The following is a 24603-nucleotide window of genomic DNA, read 5'->3' on the forward strand; positions in this document are numbered from 1 at the left end:
GGCTTAGACCTCGAACTTGTAGCCGATACCCCAGACAGTTTCTATTTTTTGTCCTTCGTCCCCCAACTTTAACCTCAACGTTTTAATGTGTGTATCAACAGTACGAACACTACTGTCGTGGTCGCCTCCCCAAACAATTTGGAGTAGTTCATCCCGTGAGTAAACACGACCGGAATGTTTAGCGAGAACGTAAAGAATACCAAATTCTTTTAGCGTAAGTGACAATGCGGTTCCATTTAATGTCGCGCGGTGCGCTTCTTTATCGATTTCCAGCGGACCAAATGTCAGTGCGCTGTGCAACTCTTTTCTTTGGTAGGATCTGCGTAAAACGGAAGCAACCCTTGCAAGTAATTCCCCAGGTAAAAATGGCTTCACAATGTAATCATCACCATGCTTGAGGCCTTTGATTTTGTCCAATTCATCCCCCTTTGCTGATAAGAAGATGATAGGTAGATCGATGGTCCGTTTCACTTCTTGCGCGAATAGGAAGCCATCCATATAAGGCATCATGACATCAGCTAAACATAAGTCTACACGGACTTCATGCAAAATCGAAAGCGCATGGACTCCGTCTGTTGCTTCAACAACGCGATATCCGTCACCTTCTAAAAATGTACGGATTAGTTTTCTCATTTCTGCTTCATCATCAATTACCATAATTGTATACGAAGTCATTTGCTTTCCTCATTTCATCCATCAATAATCTGCTAAGTTTCTCAAAAAAAAGTGAACATTCCATGAAGTTTCCAGACTTCATAGTTCCTTCGAATTTACTTAGTACAATGATGCTTATACGCTAATGATACTTGAAAGCGGTCAAACCGTTAAGCAAAAAGGAGCGAGGTTCAATTGAAAAGAAGACATTTGGCAATTAGTACAGCACTTGTGGCACTCTTAGCAACAGGATGTGGGCAAAATGATGAGGATACAAATGCGAGCACAGACGAGGAAGTTTCGTTAGTACCGATATCTGTAGACCTGACTGTTCCTGAAACAGGGGAAGCTAATGCCGCGGTACAGTTATCCGCTGCAGTCACACAAGGCGATGAAAAAGTAACAGATGCTAATGATGTAGAGTATGAGATCTGGGAAGATGGAAAAAAAGAAGATAGCTGGATAGTCAAATCTGATCAAAAAACAGATGGTGTTTACGAAGCAGAAGCTAAATTTGAGCATGATGGCTTGTACCATGTTCAAGTACACGTTACAGCGCGAGATATGCATACCATGCCAATGAAAGAAATCACAATTGGCGCAGGAACTACTGAGGGTGAAGCAGCTGCGGTTACTGAGGGTCATCATGAAGGAAGTCATGAAAGTCAGCATCAAGGAAGTCATGAGGGCCATCATGATGGTCATCATGCGACAGAAGGCTTTTCAATGCACTTCATGGAACCTGAAAATGTGAAAGTGAATGAACCTGCAATGATGATGGTCCACTTGCAACAAGATGAAAATCCACTTGAAAAGGCTCGCGTACGACTTGAAGTTGTAGTGAATGATAAAAGTGATGAAGCACAGTGGGTGAAGTTAACGGAAGAGAAACCTGGCGAATACACAGGAGAAGTGACGTTTAAACCTGCTGGAACAGCAAGTGTTACCGTGCATGTGGAAAATGATGAAGGTTTGCATGAGCACGAAACTCATAAGATAACTATTTCTGAATAAATAGAGTGTCTGATTCGAAATTTCATCGTGAACCATATATAATTAAGGAAATTGATGAAATGGGGTATTATATAATGAATTATCCAGAAAAAACATGTTCAGTTGAACGACTTATCACCGTACCTGCAGACGTAGAAAAAGTATTGGAAGGTAAAAAGACGTCAACTCGAAGAAATGGTGTTTACGCATATCCTGGTGAAATTATGGAGTTAAATGGTAAAGAATTTAAAGTGGATTCACTTTACCAGCAGTCACTTGGTGAAGTTACAGAAGAACATGCTCACCAAGAAGGTTTTGAGAATTTGGACGGTTACAAACAGTCAATCCTTGATATGCATGAAGGAATGAAATGGATTCCAACAATGAAAGTATGGGTGCATGAGTTTTCTCCCGTAAAGAATTGATGGAATTCATATGGGCTTCTTATATACAGTCATCGTGTACATTCATGTATTATCAGCAGTAGCCTCAGTAGGTCCACTATTTCTGTTATTCCCGATTATTTCACGTGTCCGTAAAGCCGTTTTGAGTGAGGAAGCAACTCTTCTTTCGTTATTCAAATGGACAATTCGTTTTGTGATGCATTCGGGTCACGTGCTTGTAGTTTCTGGTGTTATCCTGATCTTAATTGGGCCATGGCCTTGGTATACTTCTTGGGTGATTGTCACACTGGGCATCATGATGCTATCGATTGTATTTCTGGCTAGCGGTTTTTCCGTTGTCTTGGAACGGTTCCCAAAAGAACCCGAGAATCGGGAAGAACTGTTAAAGAAGTTACTGAACACATCTTGGCGGTACATAGGATTACTTCTCATTATGCTCTATCTAATGGTTGCCAAACCTTCTTTCTGGTGAGGTTGTCGAACAAAGAGTCGGAGTCCTTGTTTTTAATTTTAAAAAAGAGCACATCATTCGTCAAAAGCGGATGATGTGCTCTTTTTTGTTTTTTGTGAATTAGGTTCTCTTCAACTAGTATGTGAGATGTTGTTTCAATTGGTTAACGCGGAAAATGTATTCCGCTACCAAGGGTTATTAATTAAAGAGTAGATTGGCGTAGGAGAAATGGTTTATCACTGTTCTCCAAACATTATAAATGGTGAGGCCTATTTTAATTGTTTTCCTAGATAAAAATGTAACTATTATTAGTGCAACAGAAGTAATTGTGGGAAATTGTACTTTCTCTAAAGGTCACTATTTTAGGGAGAGGGGTGCAACGTTTTCAAATATCAATTTTACGATTTTTCCATTTGACCGAACGTAAAATATGCACGCGAAACAAAGAATATAAAAAGACCCCTGTGAAAAATATAAAAAGAACAGGGTAGAAAAGAAAGATCCACCACTTAAAACTACCACATCTGCGTGAAAACCAACCTGTTTGTATAGCATAGAGTGCATATAACGATGCACTCAGGAATATGTGTACGGGATCTCCTACAACAATAGAAGAGACTAGTTCTCCAACACTGATGAAACTGCCGGAAATCCAGACAATGACCATCAGCATAATGACAGGATGTGTGGATTTGGATCCAATTGCAAAGCTCTTACACCAGCCCTCCACCATACTATTGAACCCTTCAGGATACATGCGAAAGGAAATGGTCCCTTTTCCACCAAAGCAAGTAACAGGGAGATTCTTGTTTAGAAAAGCCTGACCAAGGGCTAAATCATCCATAATAGCGCTTTGGATTTTTTTATGTCCACCCGTCAAAAAGTAATCACCCTTGTTACATACGATACAAGGGCCAAATGAGCCAGCAGTTTTAAATGGTCGTTTTCCAACCGTAAAGAGGTTCATTCCCACAATAACAATGATATTAAATACGGCCGATAGATTTTCATACAAGCGAAAAACGGTATGATAAGGCTGCAATGACAAAATCCCTGCAGCTCCTTTCCGCTGATAGAAGAGTAACAGTCTTTCCAAGCTATCCTCATCTGTAAAAAACGTATCTGCATCTAGAAACAATAACCAGTGACCCCTTGATTGTTTTGCACCATGCCAGCACGCCAACGACTTGCCTGAGCCAGAACTCTTAGTTCGATTACGAATCACTTCTGCGCCGTACTCAGTCGCAATGGCTGCCGTACCGTCAGATGAATCATCATCCACCACCAAAAGCTCAAATGACTGAAAGTTTTGCTGCTGCAAGGAACGTAATAACGGTTTGATCCGTCCGGCTTCATTTCGTGCAGGTATAATAATGGATACCAGCGGCAGTGGAATTTGACCTGATTTACGGGACAAAGGAACTGGCAACTTCCAAAACATAAGAATGCCAATCCCTATAGCCAGCAAGCCAATGCTAAGATTAATGCCATCTGAAATCGTCATCTTGACCTCCTATACATGTGGACATATCAATCTCTAAAAAGAAATTTCCCCTCAAACTGAATCTAGTTTTTAAAGTGATAATTTTTAATAACCAAAAAGGATGCCTTTTTCATCATGCATGAGTTCTTGAGCAGTAATTCTAGCAGACATTAATACAATCGGAACCCCCGCACCGGGATGCGTGCTACTTCCCGTAAAATAAAGGTTCGAACAGTCTTTGGCCTTGCTTTGAGGTCGTAAGTGACTGCTTTGGGTAAGGGTGGGGAGCAAACCGAAAGCGGCTCCGTTATAAGCATTGAATTTTGTCTCAAAATCGAGAGGAGTAAAGCACTTTTCAGTGACAATCTCATTCTCGATATTTTCGAATCCCTTTATGGATTTCAGTGTATTTAAAATATAAGTGCGGTATTCGGCAATTGTTTTATCATTCCATTCATAGTTGGCGGTGGCCACATTGGAAACAGGCATCATGATGTATAGCCCATCTTTACCGGGCGGAGCGAGTGAGGAATCCAATTTCGATGCGATGTAGACATAAAACGAAGCCTTCGTGAGTTTGTTTCCGGAAAAGATATCATGCATATTTTTTTCTAAGTTTTCGTCAAACACAAAGTTATGAAGGTGCTCAATTGTCTCATATTTGCGGTCCATCCCCAAGTACATCACCATGCAGGAGCAAGAATATTTCATGTTGTCGATCTTGTGGTCTGTGTATTTACCTTTTGCTTGTTTGTTTTGGATAAGGTGTTTCATCGCATAAGGGAAATCGGCATTGCACACAACATAGTCTGCTTTGATTGTTTCCTCATCCATTCGTACCCCAATCGCTTGTTTATTTTCTATTAGAATCTCGTCAATAGGAGCGTTGTAATGAACCGTTCCACCGAGTTCTTGAAATAACCGCTCCATTGAGGTGGCCATCGTATACATACCGCCTTTGATAAACCAAATCCCATATAGAAATTGAATCATAGGAATCATCGTGTAAAAAGAAGGGCTTTTGATTGGCGAAATCCCTATGTATAACGTTTGAAAGCTTATAATCTGTTTTAATCGCTCATCTTTTATATAGTTGCCTATAAATTGAGTGGCACTACCACTAACCTTCATGTTCATTCCTTTTTTTAACATGGATAGATTATAAAAGTCACTCTTTTTACGGAAAGGTCTTTGTATGATGTTATCCATTGCAACAGTATAGCCTTTATAAATTTCACTCAGATAATTTAAAAAACCAGCGGCTTCCTCTTCACCGAAAGATTCAAGTGTTCGTGTCCATTCAACAAGATTGCTGGAAACATTAATGGGGTTGGTTGGATCATTACTAAAATAAACCCGGTACATCGGATCCAACTTTTCCATTGGAATATAATCATCTGGATTGCGCCCGCAAAGCTGAAAGAGTTCCCGATATATATCGGGCATCATGACAATGCTTGGACCTAAATCAAATCGATAGCCATCCATTTCGATTTGATTCATTTTTCCACCTGGAGTCGATTCTTTTTCATATAAGTCCACCTGATATCCAGCATGCTGTAACCGGATTGCACTGGCAAGGCCGGCCACTCCCGCACCGACCACAATCACCTTTTTACCCAATGATTTTCTCCTCTTTTCGTAGAATGCATTATTTTTTTCTCAAGAATAGTCATCATACAAAAACATATTTTTAATGAGACCATTCTATCGGCTACACTTATTGGTCAGTCAAATCTTCTGTCTCTCGCAACAATCTTGTCTCGAACTTGCTGTCCGCTTAACGTCACCATAGGCATGCCACCGCCTGGGTTGACTGTCCCTCCTACAAAATAGAGATTGTTATATCTTTCACTATGTTTGGGATGCTTAAATCCTTTGTTCATTTTACGGTCTGAAAGAGTACCGTAGATTGCTCCCCGATCAGACCAATACGTTTGCTTAATATCTTCGGGTGTCCAAATATCTTGTGTCACGATATGCTTACGCAAATCCGTCAAGCCCATTTTCTCCAGCTTGATCAATACTCGCTCAGCAAATTTATCGTAATCCCGTTGTGTAAACGGGTTTTCTTGGATGTGGGGGATGTGCGGTAAGATCTTGAGATTCTCATGACCTGCAGGCGCTTGAGCTGGATCTGTTTTGTTGACGTTTACGAGATAGATCACGGGATCGTCTGGAAGTTTGTGATGATGGAATATCTTTTTCATTTGACGTTTTTGGTTTTTCGCGAAAAAGAAATTGTGATGGCTGAGCTGGGGATAACTTTTCTTAACACCCAAGTGCATGATCAGACCTGAACTAGAAGGTTCAAACTTCCTTTTTAGCTTTTTAACATACTTTTTGTCCTCACGAAGCAAATGTTCATAGACTGGAATAACTTCCATATTGGCAATGTAATAATCAGCAGTCAATAGGGTTCCATTGCTCAAAATTGCTCCAGTAATTTCTCCGTCTTTTTTAGATAGTTGTGTAATAGCCTGTCCAGTATGAAAGGTAACACCGATTTCTTCTGCAAGCTGGACCAAGCCTTTGGCTAGATGATGCATACCTCCAGGTACATACCAAGCACCCTGATCTTGCTGCATATAGATCATCATGTTCAACAGGGCAGGGGCATCGTAGGGGGAAGAGCCAACGTATTTACTGAAATAAGATAGCATATCTCGGAATTGTTTGTTGCTGATACGTTTATCAATTGCCTGGTGAACGGTTGAAAATAAGTCAAAGTTTTTAAACGTACTGGCTACGCCGTGGAATTCTCCAATTTCTTTCGTACTGTCAAGTCCTTTATTAAAGTACCCTTTTTCAATGGTGTTATATAGGTTTTGTGAATAGTTGAGTAACTGCTTGAATTCCCGGATATCCTTTTTCTTGAGGGAAGGATTTTTATTTTCCATATCTTCAAGATTTTCATATAAGTCAATGACATTTCCGTCAGGGAAAAAAGAGCGCCATTGGTGATTCAGTTTTACTGTCTTCACGTAATCACTCATGTGTTTTCCGCTACCGGCAAACAATTTTTCAAAGACCTTTGGCATTGTCAAGATCGAAGGGCCAAGGTCAAAGCCGAATCCATCTTGTTCCAGACGATTCAATTTACCGCCTATGTGGTTATTTTTTTCATACAACGAAACCTTATATCCGCTTTGAGCGAGTGAGATGGCAGCGGACAAACCTCCGAGCCCGCCTCCAATGATGAGTACAGTTTTACGAGTTGACATGGGGACAACACCTTTCTGCATATCGAGAATAGTTGTACTTGATGGATGGATTATTAACTTTAGGATGAAAACAAGAAATAGAAACTTCAAACTTCCAGTTCACGAATTTAAATACTACATGATTGAAACGCTTTTTTATCTATCCGTGTGAAAAAATTTCATGAAGCGTTTAACAGTTCCGATGTGTAGAGTCTAAATGGTTGAATTATATGACAATTTTAATGAGGTAGATGCTGTTTTTCCAAAAGGGGATTGAACATACTATATCCGTATTTAGTTGGATAAAAATTGAGTATACCATGACATTTCTTTAGCAGTTATATAGTTTAAACAACGAGAAAATGAGGGGATCTTGGAGTAATTATACGGATGCCTAATTTAGATATTCCCCAAAGTGTGAAAATCTAACAATAAACAAAAAGAAGACAATGCATCGCTTGTACTTAAGGTTCAGGATCTCTATTTAATATAGCTAATTCAACGATAAGTACTATCAGTTTCGGTAAAGGGGGGGAGTCCGTGTATAAGAACTGCTACCTACCATTTTGGTTTTATCATTCCTTGGATAGTTCCCTGACAGGCATTAAGGAAATTAAAATCCTACATTATATGATAAACAATCAATCATTGTCAAACAAAAATTTGTAAAATTTCAGATTATACGGTATTATTTAGTTATAACAGTGATTGAGACAGCATTCGATAGTTATGAGCAACATCTTTTGGAAAGGAATTGAGTGCATATTTTGAATCTAAAACTTTGTTCATTGGATTCGGACAAAAAAATTCTTTAAAAGAAGGCTTTTAGGGAATAATAGTAATCGTAACAATTGACGGAATATGTATATGAGGAGCGTGTGTTTGTGAATTTAATAAATGAAGAAGTAACTCATAAAGTGTTTGGTGAAGGAAATATTGTAGAACATGAGGAATCCAGCATCACTATTGATTTTAATAAAGATATTAAAAAGTTTGTTTATCCAGATGCGTTTGAAAAGTTTATTACACTAAAGGATAAAAGAACTGCTAAATCTTTAAAGGAAATATTTTTGAAAAGGAAAGAGGAAGAAGAAGTACTGGAAAGGGAACGTGAAGAAGAAAAAGAAATCCAGATGCTAGAACAGCAACGTTTGGAGATACTGAAAAATCATAAAATCCATGAAAGCTCACAAATTGCTTTCTGGCTGGACGAAGAAGACCAAAAAGATATTTTCACTGACTGGCAAGTATCGACTGGCAACGTTCAAAGTGGTAAAAATAAAGGTCAGCCAAACAGTGTAGCTCGTTTACGTCCGAACAGTGCAGGTCTTCTGACTTGGAGAGAGCCGGATCAACCAGAAACAGCTAGAAAGATTCTTGGACTCTATATGATAAATGAAATGTTCACCGGTACACTTGGCACTGATGGAATGGTACCTTCTCATGCAGAATTTAAAATTGAGCTTTCGGAAGAAGAAGCCGAGCAAATGCTCTTCTGGAAATACTATGTAAATAAGAACTATCCTGAAAGAACTTCATGGAATTCCGGGAAGTTCCGTTATTTTGATAACGTTTGGACTGCTCAAATCTTGAAAGATATCATTGCATTAAAAACGGATGAAGCGCAAATCGATCAAGTTAAAAGTTTCTTGGAATACTTCTGTAAAATGAATGCCCTTGACATAGATAACATTCCAGAGCCTCAGGGGACTTTAGGATAACGTTTAGGATTATTTTGGCGGTAAGTGTATGCTTATATAATTAGATCCATTGGTGTGGATCCAAAGTGTATACAGTTTCTACGAAGGACCCCATACAGTGAAGATGTCCATTAAAAGCCAATCAATGACTCTTACACTTACATGAGCAACTTGCTTAACAACCTAAACAGTATAGAAGATACTGCACCACATAAAGTAACAGGCAAATCCATTCTTTCTCTTCAGCTTCTCAACAAACAATTGCCTTTCAAATCCTTTAAACTGACTGTACTGTGGGTCTCGTCATTCTTCTTCGCTAGTATTTAGGAGAACCACTTTGGTAAAGTAGCCAACTGTGGTGACGGTTCAACTATAGTATCACTGTATTTCGATTACACCTATGTCACTGTTTCATTTGAATTGGACATCTATTGGAATTACAAAACGGATTTGACCACCTGAAAAAGTCAACATCCTTTACAAGTGTCCACAAAAAAAACTTAGGCTCTGTAAGTTAATAACCTGCATATCTAAACAAAGAGGCACCAAATCGTTTAAGCTTGAACGATTTGGTGCCTCTTCCTATAGCTTCACTTACTGTTCCACCTTCATTTCTATCCCTCTCAGTTTTCTGTTTGAAAGGTCTTACTACTTCTTTTCTTCTACTGTCAAATCCTTTTTCCCTTTATAAACCCATTGTTGAAGCGATGGTTGAAAACGTGGCATCATTGGACCAAGAATTTTTCCAATAAAATACGCCGCAAGTATTGTGCCAATTCCAATTGAGCCAAATGAATGAATAAAGACTAAGCATACGATGCCGGCAACTGCGACATTAAGCAAGTCACTGGTGATTTTGGCTTTACTGAATTTCATTTTGAAGCGGTTACTGACGACATATGTTAATGCGTCGTATGGCATCACGGGTAATTTTGCTGTGAAATAGGCCAATACACCGATTGCAATTATAAAGAAACTAATACCCAGCAAGACAAATCTAATTAGAAGGTTTTCAGGAGCAGGAAACAACTGTACTAAAAATAATGTTCCATCCATAAAGAATCCGAATAAAAATACGATAATCAGCTGTACAGCAAATTCTCGTAAATTAATTCGTTTACTTAAAATTACTTGAACTGTGATGAATAATATATTTGCGAGGATCGTTGTGATCCCTATAGATAAGCCAAATGATAAGGAAATAGCATAGGCCAATGAAGATACTGGGGAAACTCCAAGACTTGCTTGAATAGAGAGGCTAACTCCTAACGATAATAAAAATAACCCTATTATATATAGGGTAAGTCGTTTTGTGATGATTTTCATAGATGTGATAAAACCTCTACTTTCGTTAATTGTCTACATCCATCATATCATGGGAATTCTGATACTAATAATATATAATAAAGTGGGTTGACATATGAAAAACATATAATGGAGAGATGAGTATGGATATAAGACAGCTTCATTACTTCCGAGAAATTGTGAATCAAGGAAGTATTTCGAAAGCAGCAGAAGTCCTTCATATTGCACAACCACCCTTAAGTCAGCAACTAAAAAAATTGGAAACAGAACTTGGTACCATACTAATTCATCGGTACCGTCAAAAATGGGAGCTGACTGAAACTGGGGAAGTGCTCTATCAATATGCAGAAAAGTTACTGTCTACAATGAAAGATATTAAACAGCAAATTGCGGAAATTGAACAAGGCAGTGCTGGGATGCTTCGGATCGGAGTATCGTCAGCATGTTTGAATCTGCTTGCAGACTACGTCAGCTTGTATCGAGAAAAGTTTCCTAACGTTAAAATCAGCATTGAGAAAGGAAACTCGGAGGAATTATTGAAGAAGCTGGACCGAAAAGAAATCGAAGTCGCCTTATTATTGCGTTTGGATCATAGTGAAAACTATTTTGTGAAGGCATTGGGAAAACAAGAATATATTATGATTAGTCCACGGAGCTGGGGAAATGTGTTTTCACCTGAAAAAGTGACATTTAAAGAAATGGCCAACCATCCATTTATTATGCTTGGTGCAATGGGTGGCCATTCTTATTATGAAAACATTCTAAGAGCCTTTGATGAAGAGAATGTTACTCCTCAGATTGTTATGGAGAGTAAGGATCTGACAACTGTGACTGCTATGGTTAGTAGGGGATTAGGATTATCCATAATTCCGCGTGTTGCATATGCAGTGCCTATGGATCAATTGATGATTCATGAACTAAAAAACTTTGATTTCCGAGTGGAGCCTGTCATGATCAAAACCAAAAACGAGCGAGTTTCAAAAGCAGCCACTCAATTTTGGGAGTTAGTGGATTCGTGTGAATGATTGAATGATCTGGTTGGATCTCACAAACCACAAGGTATACAAAAAAGCAACGACTATAGTCAGTCGCTGCTTTTTGTGTGTTTCATTTTTAATTGTGATTACTTAGCAGGTTGTGCTTCTGCATTGATTTCTTCAGTAAGCTGAACTAATTGATCAATTAAATCACCGATATACGCAATCGTATTGCGCAATGGCTCGTCAGTTGTAATATCGACACCTGCCATTTTTGAAAGTTCAGCTGGTGTTTTTGTGCCACCGGCTTGTAGGACTTTCAACCACTCATCGACAGCTGGCTGACCTTCGTTTAACACGCGTTTTGCGACTTCAGTAGAAATCGTAAGTCCTGCACTGTACGTATATGGATACAGACCCATGTAGTAGTGAGGCTGACGCATCCAAGTAAGTTCTGCGCCTTCGTTGATTTCCACAGTATCTCCCCAGAATTCTTCGAGTACGCCACGTTTCAGTTCGTTTAGAATGGATGCATTGACACTGCCACCCGCGTCGATTTTTTCGTATACTTTGCGCTGGTAAGCCGCTTCCAATAAGTGAGTCACGAAATTATGATAATACGTACGTGAAATAATGGATGAAATAACCCAACGCTTGAACTTTAGGTCTTCTGAGTTTGAAAGAAGGTGGTTCGCAACGAGCATTTCATTCATCGTCGATGGAGCTTCGATGAAGTACGTCGAAGGACGTGAGTTGAACACGTTCTGATGCTTATGAGCATTATAGAAATGTCCTGCGTGTCCAAGTTCGTGAGCGAGGACGAACACGTCTTCCATGCTACCTGTCCAAGAAATTAGGATATATGGATGAGTTCCATAAGGACTTGAACAAAAAGCACCTGTTGATTTCCCTTTGTTCTGTGCGAAATCTGTCCATCTTTCATCATACGAACGTTTCACCATATCCAGATAGTCGGGACCCATAATTGCAAGTGCATCGTTAATGTACTTCTTGGATTCTTCAACGGTGATCGTCGGTTCGTATGTTGCATCTAAAGGAATTTTTAAATCTGCAAACGTCATTTTGTCGAGCCCGTGCACGTCTTGGAGTAGCTTCGCATACTTGCGCATATGGGGAGCTAGTTCTTTTGTGATCAAGTCGATTTGGCGATGGTACATGGACTGGTCGACTTCCTGATTAAACAGTAAGTAGTCAGTTACACTGTCGTAGCCACGCTGATCGGATGTGATTTTCTCAAGTTGTAGGTGAGAATCGTACGTTTTAGCGGTAGTATGCTGGTAGTCACGTAACTTTGATGAAAACGCATCAAATGCAGCACGGCGTTTTTTAGTATCGGGTTCTGACTCCCAGCCACCTTCAAACGAGACATAGCTGAGCGGATACGATTGCCCATCAACGACGAAGTCAGGGAAATCCATATCGACCATTTTTGTGGTGTTATACAACCCATAAGGTGCTTCAAAAGCAGAAGAATAAGCAGCCAGTGTTTTTTCAACTTCAGGGTGAAGTCGATGCTGTTTCTCGCGAATGAGTTCTTGTAAATAATGGCTGTATTCTTCAGATTGCTCCATCGCTTGCTGTAAAACTTCTTCGGACAGCTCTAGCAATTCACTCGTCACAAAAGAAAGCTGGCTTCCGACTTTAGCAGAAATTGACCCAAAGTGACTATCACGCATTTGTGCTTCGTCGTCCGTCTGGTCAACACTCACCGCTAAGCTTGAATACGTGCCAAGCGGAATGATCTGCATGTAAATCGCTTCGAATTCCTTGAGAACAGCCACCACATTCTCAGCTGACTGAATGTTTCCTTGGAATTTCTTTGCAAATGCTGTAACGTCAGTTTGCAACGTTCCCAGAGCTTCGGAATAGACGTCCTCCGAAGGGAATAGATCTTTCAGATTCCACGTTTCTTCTTGAGGTACTTCATATCTTGACGGCAGTTGTTTAACCAATGAGCTCTCTCCCTTATTTCGAATTCTGAACTATTTTCAGTATAAAACAAATAGATTGAAATGTACAAAGATTTATAGCGTAATTACGTTTAGGATGGGGAATGGTTTGATAGAATGAAATTTATCATCCAGTCCGTATCAAAAGGACCGTCCAATAAGGTATATTGCTCACCAGTGTGAGTGACGATTAAACTGTCTTCCACCAAGATTGTCACTAGGTTTTCATCATGATCCTCGAGACTGATCGTGAATTGGTTGAAATTCAATTCATCAAGCACTTGTTGTGAATCCTTTTTCTGCAACTCATATCCACTTAAAAACTCTAGTAGATTAGCAATCTGTTCTTTGTCTGATGAAACCCATGCAGGTGGTGTTATCCCTGTTGAAGAAGGTTTGGTGAAGATAAGTTGAGCTACGTGATTTTCACTCATTTGAAGCACTTCAGAGAATTTTTTTGAAGAAAATTCGTTCATGGTTTGGATCATGGCATATGCACCTCCAGCGAGTAGCAAAACTAGTAGAAACGCGCGTAATTTCATAGAAATAGCCTCCTTGTATCGTTTGTTAGTGTAGTATACGCATGCTCATGATCTCGTGGTATTGTATTCCAACGTTAGTATATGTATGAGTCAAATGAATAATTCACAGAATTGTTATGATATACTAGTAGGCAAATGAATGAAGGAGGAATTCAAATGGTACAAAAAGTTGAGTATGCGATTCAGGATCGTTATCCGGATGACTTTTCGTGGTGTTATGGATGTGGACGCTTAAACAAAGAAGGTCACCAATTCAGAACTGGTTGGGAAGGGGACAAAACGCTTACATACTATGAGCCAGAATCTGATCACAAAGCGATTCCAGGATTTGTTTATGGCGGGATTATCGCTTCGTTGGTAGATTGCCATGGAACCGGCTCTGCTTCACTAGCTCTTCATCGGAAGAATGGATTTGAACCGGAAAGCGAGGAAATTCCACCAAGGTTTGTAACCGCTTCCTTGTTAGTGAATTATGTTAAACCAACTCCAGAAGGAACTATCTTGAAAGCGGTAGGGACAGTAGAAGAAATTCATCCGAAGAAATTTAAGGTAGCTGTTGAAGTTTTTGCAGACGGGGACTTATGCGCGACTGGAGAAGTCGTTGCAGTTGTCATGCCTGCTTCATTCGGCGCAAAATAACATGAATCTTTTCCATGCTTCACTCGTAAAGATAACTAAGAGCGAGTGAAAGGGTGGATCCTATGGAAACCAAAGGATTAAAGATTCTTATACATGCCAGCCCGTTTTTTGCACCATTCTTGATACCTGTTGCAATTTTCATCATGGCCTTTTTTGTAGAGTTAGATGAACAAGTAAAACGGTTATCGATTCAGGCCCTACTGTTCCAATTAGTCATGGGTTTACTAATTGTTGTTTCCGCTATCTTGTCTATCGTCATTATAGGCTTGCCGTTTCTGATTGGCTTCCTCATTATGACAATAATAATCCCGATTATTGCGATTATTAAAACGCTACAAGATGAGCCATACAACTATCCAATAGTAGGTAACTGGTTCTAATCCGTTTACAAAATAGAACAATAGAAGTTGTATGGCTATACTAGAAAAGTGATGATGTATAGAACTACACACGAAAAACCTTTCCTGGTGTGATAACACTAGGGGAGGTTTTGTTATAGGTTTTAGTGAAAGCGTTTGCATGTATACATATACAATAGAATACAGTGGAAGAACAATGTAGATAAGGAGGGAATGGAATTGAAATTACGTTTGAACCTTGTCACCCAAATATTTGTTGCATTTGTTTTGGCTATCATTCTAGGGAGTATTTTTGGTAGTAAAATTGATTTCCTGCAACCACTAGGGGATTTGTTCCTGAGGCTCATTAAATTTGTGATTGCACCTCTTATTCTTTCGACACTTGTAGTAGGTGTTGCGAGTATGTCGGATCCGAAACAGTTAGGTCGAATTGGTTTCAAAACAATTGTTTACTACTTATCCACAACAGCCATTGCAATTATTATTGGTTTGTCAGTAGCGTTTTTAATCAATCCAGGAACTGGGGTCAATATTTCTACAGATGAGGGAAGTATACCTGAAGCTGCTATGGCAGAACCGCAAAGTGCGATTGATACGTTCTTAAATATTGTCCCTACAAATCCTTTTGAGGCCATTGCTACGGGGAATATTCTACAGATTATTTTCTTTGCCTTGTTCATCGGCATCGCCATTACCATGATTGGTGAAAAGGCGGCGCCCGTGTTGTCCTTTTTTGAAGGGTTTGCGGAAATCATGTACAAAATCACAGGGATTATTATGCGCTTCGCTCCATTTGGTATTTTGGGATTAATGGCCCCGGTCGTTGGGGAGTATGGATTATCTGTATTGTTGCCTCTACTGAAAGTAGTGTTAGCTGTATACATTGCGTGTATTGTGCACGCATTAGTCGTTTACTCCATTGCCGTCAAAACAATGGGTAAACTCAGCCCGGTTACGTTTTTTAAAGGCATCTTCCCAGCTGCACTTGTTGCATTTAGTACTGCAAGCAGTGCAGGGACACTTCCTGTTACCATCAAGAACACAACAGAGAATCTAGGTGTACCCAAACGTATCGCAAGTTTTGTTCTGCCTCTTGGTGCTACCATCAATATGGATGGAACTGCGATTTATCAAGGGGTTGCCGTTGTGTTCATCGCTCAATTCTTTGATCTTCAGCTGACTTTCCTACAGTTGCTAACAGTCGTTTTAACTACCGTTCTTGCATCGATTGGAACAGCTGGCGTACCTGGTGCTGGCATGATTATGCTCGCAATGGTTCTGAACTCTGTGGATATGCCACTTGAAGGAATCGCTCTCATTGCAGGTATTGATCGAGTGCTCGACATGATGCGTACGTCTGTTAATATTGTCGGAGATGCATCAGCTGCGGTCATTGTAGCTGGGTCAGAAAGAGAAGTCAAACCGATTAAACCTTCTGTTAGTTAATGAAAATCGATACTAAAAACGTCGTCCATTTTAACAGAGGCCACTGAAAAACTCGTGTTTTTCTAGCTAGTAAATTGTATGATCAAAAAAGAGACACCATTTCGTTCAAATTTGAACGGAATGGTGTCTCTTCTTTTGGTTTTCCTTACTCTACTTTCTTCATTAAGGTGATAATTCTTTTGAGATTGACTGCAAAAATCGATATGGATCCTTGCATTTGCATGCCGAATAGACCCGCGGATGTGGCTACATCATACCCGCATCTTTATTGAACTCGAATGCGTCTTCTTTTGTACGGGTCCCTTGTGTAACATTCGTGTTTAATTTGGATATTAATTGAAGTTCATTTTCCTTTGCGTATTGAATATTATTTTTTCCTGAATAAGCTGCATCGCCAATTACTGTGTCAATTTCCATTCCTGTACTTTGACTCTTTACTTTCAATTCCTCAAGGTATTTCTTATCACTTTTTTCACCAGTCGTGACAATCGCAGCTGAAATCGAGCCCCTCGGAAAGCGTCCGCCTGGAGTGCAAATCAACAGTCTCCTACACATAACTAACTTTAATGGACTTTTTCAGCGGCCTCTTTTAACATGGACGACGTTTTTTTCATTAACCTCACCAGATTAGGAAAGTCTGTGCATTTGTTGCCATATAGTTGTAACAGAACGTATTGAGGTGGTGAGTGGAGATGGAAAATGTTAAAAAGATAATTGTATTACTTGTAGGAAGTGTTTTTTTAGCAATAGGCCTGAACTTGTTTCTAATCCCACACGGGTTGATGGAGGGTGGGGCTCTTGGAATTAGTCTCATTGTCCACTACGTCACAGGGACGAAGGTAGGGCTGACGTTTTTACTAATTAGTATCCCCATTTTTATATTAACTTGGTTTGTCTACAGGCCCTTCTTCTACAATGGTATCCATGGCATGTTGATTTCGGCTCTTGTTATTGACCTATTTGCCCCAATTAGAGAGATTACAGTTGCCTTACAATTTGGCCCCATCGCTAGTAGCGCAATAGGAGGAGTCCTCATTGGAATTGGCACAGGAATCATGTTGCGCCTCGGTATTAGTATCGGTGGTACGGATTTACTGGCTCAGCTTGTAGCAAAAGTTTTAAAGACGAATTCTGGTCTGATAATCCTGTTGTTCGACACAATTATTGTAACCGTAGGAAGTCTCACTGTCCCTACGGTTTCGATCGTCCTCTCACTCATTACGGTTTGTAGTGTCGGTTTAACAATTAGTGTTATTGTTTCATGGAATGTGAAAGTAGTTCGGTCAACAGAGATCATTAATAGGTCATGAGATTTCTTCATCATAAGAAGAACTTTCAGCTGTTCGGAAACTTTGATAAACATCTATTGTATTCACAAGGAGCAAAAGGAAGACAAGGGAACTGGAAAACCACAATAAACCAACCCCACTTAAAGGAAACGCTACATCCGGCCGCCCTTCATACAAAGAGTCAATCATAAATGTGAATAAGGGAATATCAAGAATCAATGGGAATAATGTACTCGTCCAAGCCATGTTGAGGATCAATTTTCCTGCTGCTAATTTTTTGTTCCATATACCATCGGAACTCTCATAAGCGCCTAGTACAATTTCAACAACGGCTAACAGTAGAAGAATGGGGATATAAAGTGTCAACGCAAATTCATCAGCACTTGTCATGAGATCACGTCCTTTTCATACAAATTGTATCCGTATTAAAGCTTATTTAGTCAAAATGCATACATAAAAACGTCTATTAAAAAATACATGTGTTTACATTTTAAAGTGAGGGTATGAGAGTAGTATCTATAGAAATAGGAGTCGTTGTCGTAAGAGAAGAAGTTTTGGAAGAATCCAGTGTTTGCAATATCCTCGTCTGTCATTTTTATTTTAGTATTATTAGGTGCTCTGATGCCTGTAGAATTCGGTGGGGTAGCAGATCGTCTTTATGCATTTACAACAAGAAGTTTTGGATGGTTTTACTTGCTTGTTGTCTTCGTATTAGTCGTTTTCCTGATCGGCCTTGCAATTAGTAAGTATGGTGCGATCCGTCTTGGCGGTGATGAGGAAAGACCTGATTATCCGTTTTTCACTTGGATCGGTATGTTATTCTCAGCTGGTTTCGGGGTTGGCCTTGTTTTTTATGGAGTCGCAGAACCGATGAGCCATTATATCAATGCCCCTGTAACCGGAGTGCAACCGAGCACTGAGGAGGCCGCACGTCTTGCTATGGGGTATTCGTTTTTTCATTGGGGAATTTCACAATGGGCGATATTCGGCTTGGTTGGTCTCGTTATCGCCTTCCTACAGTTCCGGAAAAAGAAAGATGGTTTAATATCCACTGCGTTGGAACCTATTGTCGGTTCAAACCGCTATTTAAAGGGTGGAATCGATTCTTTCGCGGTAATCGCGACTGTCATGGGAATTGCCACCTCACTCGGTCTTGGTGTGCTACAGATGAGTGGTGGGTTAGAATACGCGTTTGATATTAAAAATACATTTTTTGTTCAATTCATCATTATTGCCGTCGTTTTTGTAGCGTACATGCTCTCTGCATCGACTGGTTTGGATAAGGGAATCCGCTATTTAGGCAATTTCAATCTGGGCCTCGCAATTGCTATGCTTGTCTTCTTTTTCATCGTGGGACCGAAAGTCTTCATCTTAGAGAGCTTTACACTAGCAATCGGAGATTATATTACAAATTTCATTCAATATAGTTTGCGCTTGCAACCATACGGAGAAGGAACATGGGTTCAGAAATGGACCATCTTCTACTGGGCATGGACGATTGCCTGGTCACCGTTCGTTGGGGCATTTGTTGCCCGTGTATCGAAAGGGAGAACGATCCGTGAATTCATCATTGGTGTTATGGTACTTCCGCCGGTATTTGCATGTATGTGGGTAGCCACTCTCGGTGGTACTGCACTCTATAGTGATTTGAAAAATGGGACAAACATTGCCGAAGCAGTTGATCAAGACGTGACATCTGCGCTGTTTGAAACGTTCCAACATATGCCGTTCACAGGGGTTTTGACGTTCTTAGCCATCATTTTGATTTTCACTTTCCTAGTCACATCTGCAGATTCTGCGACATACATTTTAGCAAGCATGACGACAAAAGGAAGTCTAGTACCTCCGATGGCAGTGAAGATGACGTGGGGCGTACTCATGTCGGCTATTGCTGCAGTTCTCCTGTATTCAGGTGGCCTTGAGGCACTACAGTCCGCATCCTTAGTTTCTGCGTTACCGTTCGGTGTGTTTTTAATTATTATTCTGTTCGCTATGGTGAAGATGCTGAAGAAAGAACCGATTACTGTTCGTCCGCGAGATATCCGACGCTTTGAACGAATAGAAGCTGAGTTCACTAAGAAGAAAGAACGAAGAAAACAAAAGCAGAAGAAACAGAGCTGAGGACAGATTGGATAATCTATAAAAAATGAGCAACCGAGTCAGTTAACATGACTCGATTGCTTGTTTTATTTTTTTGACTTAACGAAGACTTCTTTCTTTTCGGGGAGGATTAAACAGTTTAGCTGTCCGCCAAATACAGCACCACCGTCTATTCCTATAATGTGATTCGACCCGAAGTAGATGCTGTTATCGGTCTCATCATCACGTAACCCCTTTGTGGGTGTATGTCCGAAAATTACTGTCTTTGGACCCTTATAGTTAGTATGAAATTCTTCGCGTATCCATATGAGTTCATAGGGATCCGTTTCTTCCAATGGTACGCCTGGTTTCACTCCCGCATGAATGAAAATCGTGTCTTTTTCTTCAATATAATAAGGAAGATTACGGATGAACTTTAAGTGCCGATTGAGATGATTCGAGTAAAGATGAGGCTTTTGGAATTCTTCATCATCTGAAAACAAAAAGGATTCCGGTTCGAATCCATAGCTTTGCAATGTCGCATCCCCACCATTTCGACCAGTCCAATTTCTCCAAACACGTTCGTTTCCATCAATCAGTGATTTGACCATCATATCCTCATGATTACCTTTAAGTGCCACTGCACCTTTTTCGACCAACTCCATCACTTTGTCGAGTGTAGCTTTTGAATCAGGACCTCTATCTATGTAATCCCCAAGCAAAAATAGTCGATCTGTCTTTGAATTGTAGGATGCCTTTTTTAATAATGCAGTGAGCATATCCAATTCACCATGGATGTCACTAATGACGAGTGTCCGTTTCATAACTCTCTCCCTTTCCAACGCATATCTATACTAACAGTACGCCATATTTTTCGATAAATCAATTTCAAAAACGTGTAACAAATCTATAAAGTTGACGTCTGATTCGTTAAAGAGAAGAGGTAGGAAATGTGAAAAAAACAGGAATTTTGTTTGGTGTGTTCTTGCTTATTTTGTCAATTCCTCATGAAAGAAGGGCACGTGCGTGTTCTTGTATGGAACCCCCCTCTGTTTCTGTAGCCCAAAGTGAAGCAGATGCTGTGTTTCTAGGTATGATTATAGATATTGCTGATATGGATATTCGAAGAGAAGTGACAGTCGACGTACATGAAGCATGGAAAGGGATAAAGACGAAAACCATTAAGATCTATACAGGTCATAACAGTGGGGATTGCGGACTTCCAATCGAAATTGGAGAGAGCTATCTGTTTTATGCTAATGATTGGAGTGAAAGAAGTGATAAAGGTTTTTTAACAAGCACGATATGTACTCGAACAGCAACAGAAGCGAATGCAAGGGAAGATTTAGTAGAGCTGGGAGTCGGGAAGAAGGAGTTTACTCAAGCCGCAACAAGCTCTTCTGCTACTAGTCATTCTCCTTGGTTCGCACCCACAATTTTAGGTTCGATTGCTCTTCTATTCCTCCTGTCATGGTTCCTCCGAAAAAAACGATTAACTAAAGGAAAGGGATAAAACGTTGGAGAGGGCTTTCAGCAGGGATCATTTTCTCGATATCCTTCAATGCAATCGGAAAGTAAGGGAACCCCCATACATATGGGGTGATTTCGTATAATTGGAAGTAAATGACGAGGGACGTATCTGCTAAGTAAAAGTCCTGGTCCCTCCTGATTTCGGTGAAAGGTGGATCGAGTAGCTCCACATCCCATTCTTCAATTTTTGTTCGAATTCGATCGGATAATGGTTTTTCAAAATCTTGGGAGCCTAATAAATCATAGAGTGAAACCCTTTTTCCTGTATGAGTATCGAACGTCATTGCCTTCACGACAGTCATACCATGCGCACCACCTGTAAAGGAATAGGCGATGAGCGTGAGACTTAACAGGTTTCGTTCATTTGTTTTAATTTCGAAGTAAACGATGAGTTCAACAAGGTTCGGATCATAGTAATTCTGATCGATCAGCAACTGGTTTAACTCATTTCGAATTTGTGTGTTGAGACTATGCTGCACAACGAGAAGATGGGGAAGATGGACTTCTGGATAAACTATGGAGATGGAAGGTGAAGGATTCGATAATTGGCGCGTTGTAATAAGTGTGGGTACATCTTTCAAAATATCATCCTTTCTTCTATAAGCTATCTTATGCTAGACAAATCTCTTCGATAACTAAAGGAATTCAGTAAAAAAGACGGTATGCGCAGAGTGAATGCGTAGCCGTCTTTTTCGTATAGGTTTATCGTTTCTTACTGAGTTCATCGTGAATAAGATCAATATTATAGTTCAGGTATTTCACATACGTATCGATTTCTTCACCGGGATCACCGATCTCATCGGAATAGATGAATTTCTCTGCCATAGGGACACCCGTTTCTTTAGAAACAGTTTCCATCGGACGTGTATCGACATTGGATTCTACAAACAATACAGGAACTTTATGTTCTTGAATAAAGTGAACCAAGTCTTTGATCTGTTTTGGTGAACCATTTTCTTCAGTGTCAATTTCCCAGATATAAGCTTCCTTTAGGCCGTAATGTTCGTTCATATACTGGAATGCACGTTCACTTGTAACGAGTGTACGGTTTTCTTCAGGAATGTCGTTAATACGTTCTTCGTATTCTTTATCGAGTTCTTTCAAGCGATTGACATACTCTTCGCCACGTTCTTTGATTTTATCACTATCTGTAGGGTGTTTATCAATCAGCACTTCAGTGATTTTTTGAGCCATTAGTACACCTACGCCTGGGTCGATAAATGCGTGAGGATTGATCTCTTCTTCACGCCCTTCTTCGCCAGCTAAATATCTTGGCTTCACTTCTTCAGTCAGGTTGAAGATGTTTTCGTCTTTCTGGTGAACGGCGTCCGTCATTTTTTTGAACCAGCCCTTGTCGCCGCCTTCCAAGTTCAATCCGTTATAGAATAAGACATCTGCGTCAGTAGCAGCTTTGATATCATTCGGGAGTGGCTCATATTCGTGAGGATCCGTTCCTGAGGGCACCAGGTTGTGGACGTCGATATAATCACCGCCGATTTGGCGAGCCATATCTGCAATAATTGTAAAGGATGTAACGACTTTCAGTTTTTCTTTCCCGTCAGGTGCTGATGCAGCATTTTCGTCATTTCCACAAGCTGCAAGCATGAAGACTGCCATCAATGACAATCCCATCCAAGTTACTAACTTCTTCATAAGCCAAACCTTCTCCTTTTGTTTAAAAATAATATAGTAATCCCCCTGTTGGAACAGGGGAAGCGTACTCGGTGTAAAAGTTATGCGGCAGTTTTTTGTTTACCGCGGGATTTGAACATCTGAGTGAACAAACCTTGTTGTGGGGAAAATAGGAACGCTACAATAAAAATAGACGTGGTCGCAAGTGCGATAACCGGTCCAGATGGCATGTTGTATAAGAAACTGAAATACAAGCCGATGACCGCGGACAACGCACCAAAGAATGATGCAAGTACAACCATGGTAGATAGTCGGTTTGTTAACAAATACGCTGCTGAAGCGGGTGTGATCAACATCGATACGACGAGGATAACGCCAACTGTTTGCAAAGAAGCCACCGTGACAAGCGTCAATAGAAACATGATCGCATAATGGATAAATCGTGTATTTAAGCCATACGCAGCTGCCATTGTTTCATCAAAACTAGAAATTAGGAGTTCTTTGAAAAATAGGGCAACTGTACCGATTACAACCGCTCCGATAACAAGTGTGATCCACATGTCGGAATCTCGGACGGACAACACGTTTCCAAATAGGATTTGCGTCAAGTCAGTAGCACTGCGGGCTTTTGTAATTAAAATGATTCCGAGTGCAAAGAATGCTGAGAAGACGATTCCGATTGCAGAGTCGCTCTTAATACGGCTGTTTTGGCTGATTGCTCCAATACCGAAAGCTGTCAATACTCCAGTGAGCACTGCTCCATAGAAGTAATTGATGCTAAGCATATAGGAAATCGCAACTCCTGGTAGGACTGCGTGGGAAATCGCATCTCCCATTAAAGCCATCCCTCTTAAAACAATGAAACTGCCAATCACACCGCAAATGATTCCTACCATTACAGAGGTGATAAAAGCCTTTTGTAAAAAAGCATAGTTCAATAAATCGTGAAAAAATTCCATTACACTTGAACCTCCAAGTCATCAAACATAGTCATCGGCCGTTCATAAGCACGTGTCATATTTTTTTCACGGAATACTTGTTCAACCGGACCTGCATCAATTAGTTCATTGTTCATCAATATCAATTCGTCAAAATAACTTTTTACTTTTGATAAATCATGGTGTACGACTAAAACTGTTTTACCTGAATTTTTAAGCTTTCTTAAAATCTCGATGATGACTTCTTCACTCGAAACGTCAATTCCGACAAATGGTTCATCGAGGAAAAAGTAATCGGCTTTTTGAGCAAGCGCTCTCGCTAGAAATACCCGTTGTTGCTGTCCACCTGATAATTCACCGATTTGGCGATCTGCAAAATCTTGCATACCTACTTGTTCCAGACATTCCATTGCCCAAGCCTTATCTGCTATGCTAGGTCGGTGAAATAATCCAAGCTTAGGATAGGTACCAAGAAGCACTGTATCTTTTACAACGATAGGAAAGTTCCAATCGATGTTAGAGCGCTGAGGGACGTAGGCAATAATCTTCCGCATCTTATCAATCGATTGCGAACCAATTTGTGTAGACCCGCTGTCTTTTCGTATTAAGCCGAGCATTGCTTTCATTAGAGTAGATTTACCTGCCCCATTAGGACCTAAAATTCCTATTAAACTGCCAGGTGCAAATGTAAACGAAACATTGCTAACGACTTGTTTTCCTGAATATGAGACGGAAATATTACTTGCAGTAATCGATTCTGTCATTCTAATTCCTCCTGAACTGATAAAATAAAGTTTCCCCAGTACAACTTTTTGCGTAGTATCGCTTCGCCACGTTAAAGGTTTGACGGGTTCTCTTAGTTTCTTTCACATTATGCACAGTGTGATGAAATGGTTCTTACTAGCAGAATACAACAATATGTTTCCTTTGTGCAACTTTAAGTTTCCCATGTGCAACTTTTTATAGTATAGTCTATGTATGCTAGCATGTAAAGAGTAAAAACCCAGAT

General features: G+C 40.1%; 24 protein-coding genes and 1 pseudogene. 11 read left to right on the plus strand and 14 right to left on the minus strand.

The genetic code is table 11. The features are described from left to right. Nucleotides 1-3: 3 nt before the first annotated feature. A complete protein-coding gene (locus DVB69_RS12250) occupies nucleotides 4-675 on the minus strand; it encodes a response regulator transcription factor (protein WP_116019391.1) in 672 nt (223 codons plus the stop codon). A gap of 174 nt (nucleotides 676-849) precedes the next feature. On the opposite strand from DVB69_RS12250, the gene DVB69_RS12255 reads away from it, so the two are divergent. The 3 genes from DVB69_RS12255 (at nucleotide 850) to DVB69_RS12265 (ending at nucleotide 2523) form a co-directional block, all read left to right on the plus strand. Beyond that, nucleotides 850-1668, plus strand: coding sequence for a FixH family protein (locus DVB69_RS12255; protein ID WP_116019392.1), 819 nt, complete (start codon nucleotides 850-852; stop codon nucleotides 1666-1668). A 74-nt stretch (nucleotides 1669-1742) separates the two neighbouring features. Then, nucleotides 1743-2072 carry an ASCH domain-containing protein gene (locus tag DVB69_RS12260; RefSeq protein WP_233505392.1) on the plus strand — a complete coding sequence of 110 codons (330 nt, stop codon included), beginning with the start codon at nucleotides 1743-1745 and terminating at the stop codon, nucleotides 2070-2072. A 10-nt stretch (nucleotides 2073-2082) separates the two neighbouring features. Then, nucleotides 2083-2523, plus strand: a complete 441-nt coding sequence (locus DVB69_RS12265; protein WP_116019394.1) for a DUF2269 family protein — start codon at nucleotides 2083-2085, stop codon at nucleotides 2521-2523. A gap of 364 nt (nucleotides 2524-2887) precedes the next feature. Here DVB69_RS12265 and DVB69_RS12270 read toward each other — a convergent pair whose 3' ends face one another. The 3 genes from DVB69_RS12270 to DVB69_RS12280 form a co-directional block, all read right to left on the minus strand. Further along, the gene (locus DVB69_RS12270; protein ID WP_116019395.1) at nucleotides 2888-4006 is read right to left on the minus strand and encodes a glycosyltransferase family 2 protein; all 1119 of its coding nucleotides are present in this window, start codon (nucleotides 4004-4006) and stop codon (nucleotides 2888-2890) included. An 84-nt stretch (nucleotides 4007-4090) separates the two neighbouring features. Further along, nucleotides 4091-5608, minus strand: coding sequence for a phytoene desaturase family protein (locus tag DVB69_RS12275; RefSeq protein WP_116019396.1), 1518 nt, complete (start codon nucleotides 5606-5608; stop codon nucleotides 4091-4093). A 104-nt stretch (nucleotides 5609-5712) separates the two neighbouring features. After that, a complete protein-coding gene (locus tag DVB69_RS12280) occupies nucleotides 5713-7209 on the minus strand; it encodes a phytoene desaturase family protein (RefSeq protein WP_116019397.1) in 1497 nt (498 codons plus the stop codon). Between the two features lie 863 nt (nucleotides 7210-8072). Between DVB69_RS12280 and DVB69_RS12285 the strand changes: the two genes are divergently transcribed. Next, entirely contained in the window at nucleotides 8073-8909 is an 837-nt protein-coding gene (locus tag DVB69_RS12285) for a malate synthase (protein WP_116019398.1), read from the plus strand. A gap of 627 nt (nucleotides 8910-9536) precedes the next feature. Here DVB69_RS12285 and DVB69_RS12290 read toward each other — a convergent pair. Further along, entirely contained in the window at nucleotides 9537-10214 is a 678-nt protein-coding gene (locus DVB69_RS12290) for a YczE/YyaS/YitT family protein (protein ID WP_116019399.1), read from the minus strand. Nucleotides 10215-10336: 122 nt separating this feature from the next. On the opposite strand from DVB69_RS12290, the gene DVB69_RS12295 reads away from it, so the two are divergent. Then, nucleotides 10337-11218 carry a LysR family transcriptional regulator gene (locus DVB69_RS12295; RefSeq protein ID WP_116019400.1) on the plus strand — a complete coding sequence of 294 codons (882 nt, stop codon included), beginning with the start codon at nucleotides 10337-10339 and terminating at the stop codon, nucleotides 11216-11218. Between the two features lie 98 nt (nucleotides 11219-11316). On the opposite strand, the gene pepF is transcribed toward DVB69_RS12295, so the two are convergent. Then, nucleotides 11317-13143, minus strand: coding sequence for an oligoendopeptidase F (gene pepF, locus DVB69_RS12300; protein ID WP_116019401.1), 1827 nt, complete (start codon nucleotides 13141-13143; stop codon nucleotides 11317-11319). Nucleotides 13144-13232: 89 nt separating this feature from the next. Further along, on the minus strand, nucleotides 13233-13682 hold the full coding sequence (locus tag DVB69_RS12305) for a hypothetical protein (RefSeq protein WP_116019402.1): 450 nt from the start codon (nucleotides 13680-13682) through the stop codon (nucleotides 13233-13235). Between the two features lie 156 nt (nucleotides 13683-13838). Between DVB69_RS12305 and DVB69_RS12310 the strand changes: the two genes are divergently transcribed. The 3 genes from DVB69_RS12310 to DVB69_RS12320 all read left to right on the plus strand — a co-directional run bounded on the left by DVB69_RS12310 (nucleotide 13839) and on the right by DVB69_RS12320 (nucleotide 16126). Beyond that, nucleotides 13839-14321: a PaaI family thioesterase gene (locus DVB69_RS12310; protein WP_116019403.1), complete on the plus strand. Its 483-nt coding sequence runs from the start codon at nucleotides 13839-13841 to the stop codon at nucleotides 14319-14321. A gap of 62 nt (nucleotides 14322-14383) precedes the next feature. Then, nucleotides 14384-14701, plus strand: coding sequence for a magnetosome magnetite crystal formation protein family (locus tag DVB69_RS12315; protein ID WP_116019404.1), 318 nt, complete (start codon nucleotides 14384-14386; stop codon nucleotides 14699-14701). A 192-nt stretch (nucleotides 14702-14893) separates the two neighbouring features. Continuing rightward, nucleotides 14894-16126, plus strand: a complete 1233-nt coding sequence (locus tag DVB69_RS12320) for a dicarboxylate/amino acid:cation symporter (protein WP_116019405.1) — start codon at nucleotides 14894-14896, stop codon at nucleotides 16124-16126. A gap of 252 nt (nucleotides 16127-16378) precedes the next feature. On the opposite strand, the pseudogene DVB69_RS12325 reads toward DVB69_RS12320, so the two are convergent. Next, nucleotides 16379-16627 (minus strand): annotated as a pseudogene (locus DVB69_RS12325) (transposase); the annotation flags it as partial. A 191-nt stretch (nucleotides 16628-16818) separates the two neighbouring features. Between DVB69_RS12325 and DVB69_RS12330 the strand changes: the two are divergent. Continuing rightward, the gene (locus DVB69_RS12330) at nucleotides 16819-17436 is read left to right on the plus strand and encodes a YitT family protein (RefSeq protein ID WP_116019406.1); all 618 of its coding nucleotides are present in this window, start codon (nucleotides 16819-16821) and stop codon (nucleotides 17434-17436) included. On the opposite strand, the gene DVB69_RS12335 is transcribed toward DVB69_RS12330, so the two are convergent. After that, nucleotides 17431-17805 carry a hypothetical protein gene (locus DVB69_RS12335; protein WP_116019407.1) on the minus strand — a complete coding sequence of 125 codons (375 nt, stop codon included), beginning with the start codon at nucleotides 17803-17805 and terminating at the stop codon, nucleotides 17431-17433. The genes DVB69_RS12330 and DVB69_RS12335 overlap by 6 nt on opposite strands. A 177-nt stretch (nucleotides 17806-17982) precedes the next feature. Here DVB69_RS12335 and DVB69_RS12340 point away from each other — a divergent pair, with 177 nt between their 5' ends. Further along, the gene (locus DVB69_RS12340; protein WP_116019408.1) at nucleotides 17983-19536 is read left to right on the plus strand and encodes a BCCT family transporter; all 1554 of its coding nucleotides are present in this window, start codon (nucleotides 17983-17985) and stop codon (nucleotides 19534-19536) included. A gap of 65 nt (nucleotides 19537-19601) precedes the next feature. On the opposite strand, the gene DVB69_RS12345 is transcribed toward DVB69_RS12340, so the two are convergent. Next, nucleotides 19602-20318: a metallophosphoesterase family protein gene (locus tag DVB69_RS12345; RefSeq protein ID WP_116019409.1), complete on the minus strand. Its 717-nt coding sequence runs from the start codon at nucleotides 20316-20318 to the stop codon at nucleotides 19602-19604. 128 nt (nucleotides 20319-20446) lie between these two features. Between DVB69_RS12345 and DVB69_RS12350 the strand changes: the two genes are divergently transcribed. Beyond that, nucleotides 20447-21007, plus strand: a complete 561-nt coding sequence (locus DVB69_RS12350; RefSeq protein ID WP_116019410.1) for a hypothetical protein — start codon at nucleotides 20447-20449, stop codon at nucleotides 21005-21007. On the opposite strand, the gene DVB69_RS12355 is transcribed toward DVB69_RS12350, so the two are convergent. The 4 genes from DVB69_RS12355 to DVB69_RS12370 all read right to left on the minus strand — a co-directional run bounded on the left by DVB69_RS12355 (nucleotide 20991) and on the right by DVB69_RS12370 (nucleotide 24358). Next, complete coding sequence (locus tag DVB69_RS12355) at nucleotides 20991-21605, minus strand: DUF3298 and DUF4163 domain-containing protein (RefSeq protein ID WP_233505393.1); 615 nt, start codon at nucleotides 21603-21605, stop codon at nucleotides 20991-20993. The genes DVB69_RS12350 and DVB69_RS12355 overlap by 17 nt on opposite strands. 121 nt (nucleotides 21606-21726) lie before the next feature. Then, entirely contained in the window at nucleotides 21727-22677 is a 951-nt protein-coding gene (locus tag DVB69_RS12360; RefSeq protein ID WP_116019411.1) for a metal ABC transporter solute-binding protein, Zn/Mn family, read from the minus strand. A gap of 80 nt (nucleotides 22678-22757) precedes the next feature. Beyond that, a complete protein-coding gene (locus DVB69_RS12365; RefSeq protein ID WP_116019412.1) occupies nucleotides 22758-23615 on the minus strand; it encodes a metal ABC transporter permease in 858 nt (285 codons plus the stop codon). Continuing rightward, entirely contained in the window at nucleotides 23615-24358 is a 744-nt protein-coding gene (locus DVB69_RS12370) for a metal ABC transporter ATP-binding protein (RefSeq protein ID WP_116019413.1), read from the minus strand. Before DVB69_RS12370 ends, DVB69_RS12365 begins: the two co-directional genes overlap by 1 nt. Nucleotides 24359-24603: the final 245 nt, after the last annotated feature.

The sequence above is a fragment of the Sporosarcina sp. BI001-red genome (assembly GCF_003384035.1).
Classification (GTDB): Bacteria; Bacillota; Bacilli; order Bacillales_A; family Planococcaceae; genus Sporosarcina.

Bases quoted from the DNA above. Each gene is read 5' to 3' on its own strand.
- DVB69_RS12250 (WP_116019391.1), bottom strand. From the start codon at position 675: ATGACTTCGTATACAATTATGGTAATTGATGATGAAGCAGAAATGAGA.
- DVB69_RS12260 (WP_233505392.1), top strand. From the start codon at position 1,743: ATGAATTATCCAGAAAAAACATGTTCAGTTGAACGACTTATCACCGTA.
- DVB69_RS12265 (WP_116019394.1), top strand. From the start codon at position 2,083: ATGGGCTTCTTATATACAGTCATCGTGTACATTCATGTATTATCAGCA.
- DVB69_RS12270 (WP_116019395.1), bottom strand. From the start codon at position 4,006: ATGACGATTTCAGATGGCATTAATCTTAGCATTGGCTTGCTGGCTATA.
- DVB69_RS12280 (WP_116019397.1), bottom strand. From the start codon at position 7,209: ATGTCAACTCGTAAAACTGTACTCATCATTGGAGGCGGGCTCGGAGGT.
- DVB69_RS12290 (WP_116019399.1), bottom strand. From the start codon at position 10,214: ATGAAAATCATCACAAAACGACTTACCCTATATATAATAGGGTTATTT.
- DVB69_RS12295 (WP_116019400.1), top strand. From the start codon at position 10,337: ATGGATATAAGACAGCTTCATTACTTCCGAGAAATTGTGAATCAAGGA.
- DVB69_RS12305 (WP_116019402.1), bottom strand. From the start codon at position 13,682: ATGAAATTACGCGCGTTTCTACTAGTTTTGCTACTCGCTGGAGGTGCA.
- DVB69_RS12310 (WP_116019403.1), top strand. From the start codon at position 13,839: ATGGTACAAAAAGTTGAGTATGCGATTCAGGATCGTTATCCGGATGAC.
- DVB69_RS12315 (WP_116019404.1), top strand. From the start codon at position 14,384: ATGGAAACCAAAGGATTAAAGATTCTTATACATGCCAGCCCGTTTTTT.
- DVB69_RS12320 (WP_116019405.1), top strand. From the start codon at position 14,894: ATGGAATTGAAATTACGTTTGAACCTTGTCACCCAAATATTTGTTGCA.
- DVB69_RS12330 (WP_116019406.1), top strand. From the start codon at position 16,819: ATGGAAAATGTTAAAAAGATAATTGTATTACTTGTAGGAAGTGTTTTT.
- DVB69_RS12335 (WP_116019407.1), bottom strand. From the start codon at position 17,805: ATGACAAGTGCTGATGAATTTGCGTTGACACTTTATATCCCCATTCTT.
- DVB69_RS12345 (WP_116019409.1), bottom strand. From the start codon at position 20,318: ATGAAACGGACACTCGTCATTAGTGACATCCATGGTGAATTGGATATG.
- DVB69_RS12360 (WP_116019411.1), bottom strand. From the start codon at position 22,677: ATGAAGAAGTTAGTAACTTGGATGGGATTGTCATTGATGGCAGTCTTC.
- DVB69_RS12365 (WP_116019412.1), bottom strand. From the start codon at position 23,615: ATGGAATTTTTTCACGATTTATTGAACTATGCTTTTTTACAAAAGGCT.
- DVB69_RS12370 (WP_116019413.1), bottom strand. From the start codon at position 24,358: ATGACAGAATCGATTACTGCAAGTAATATTTCCGTCTCATATTCAGGA.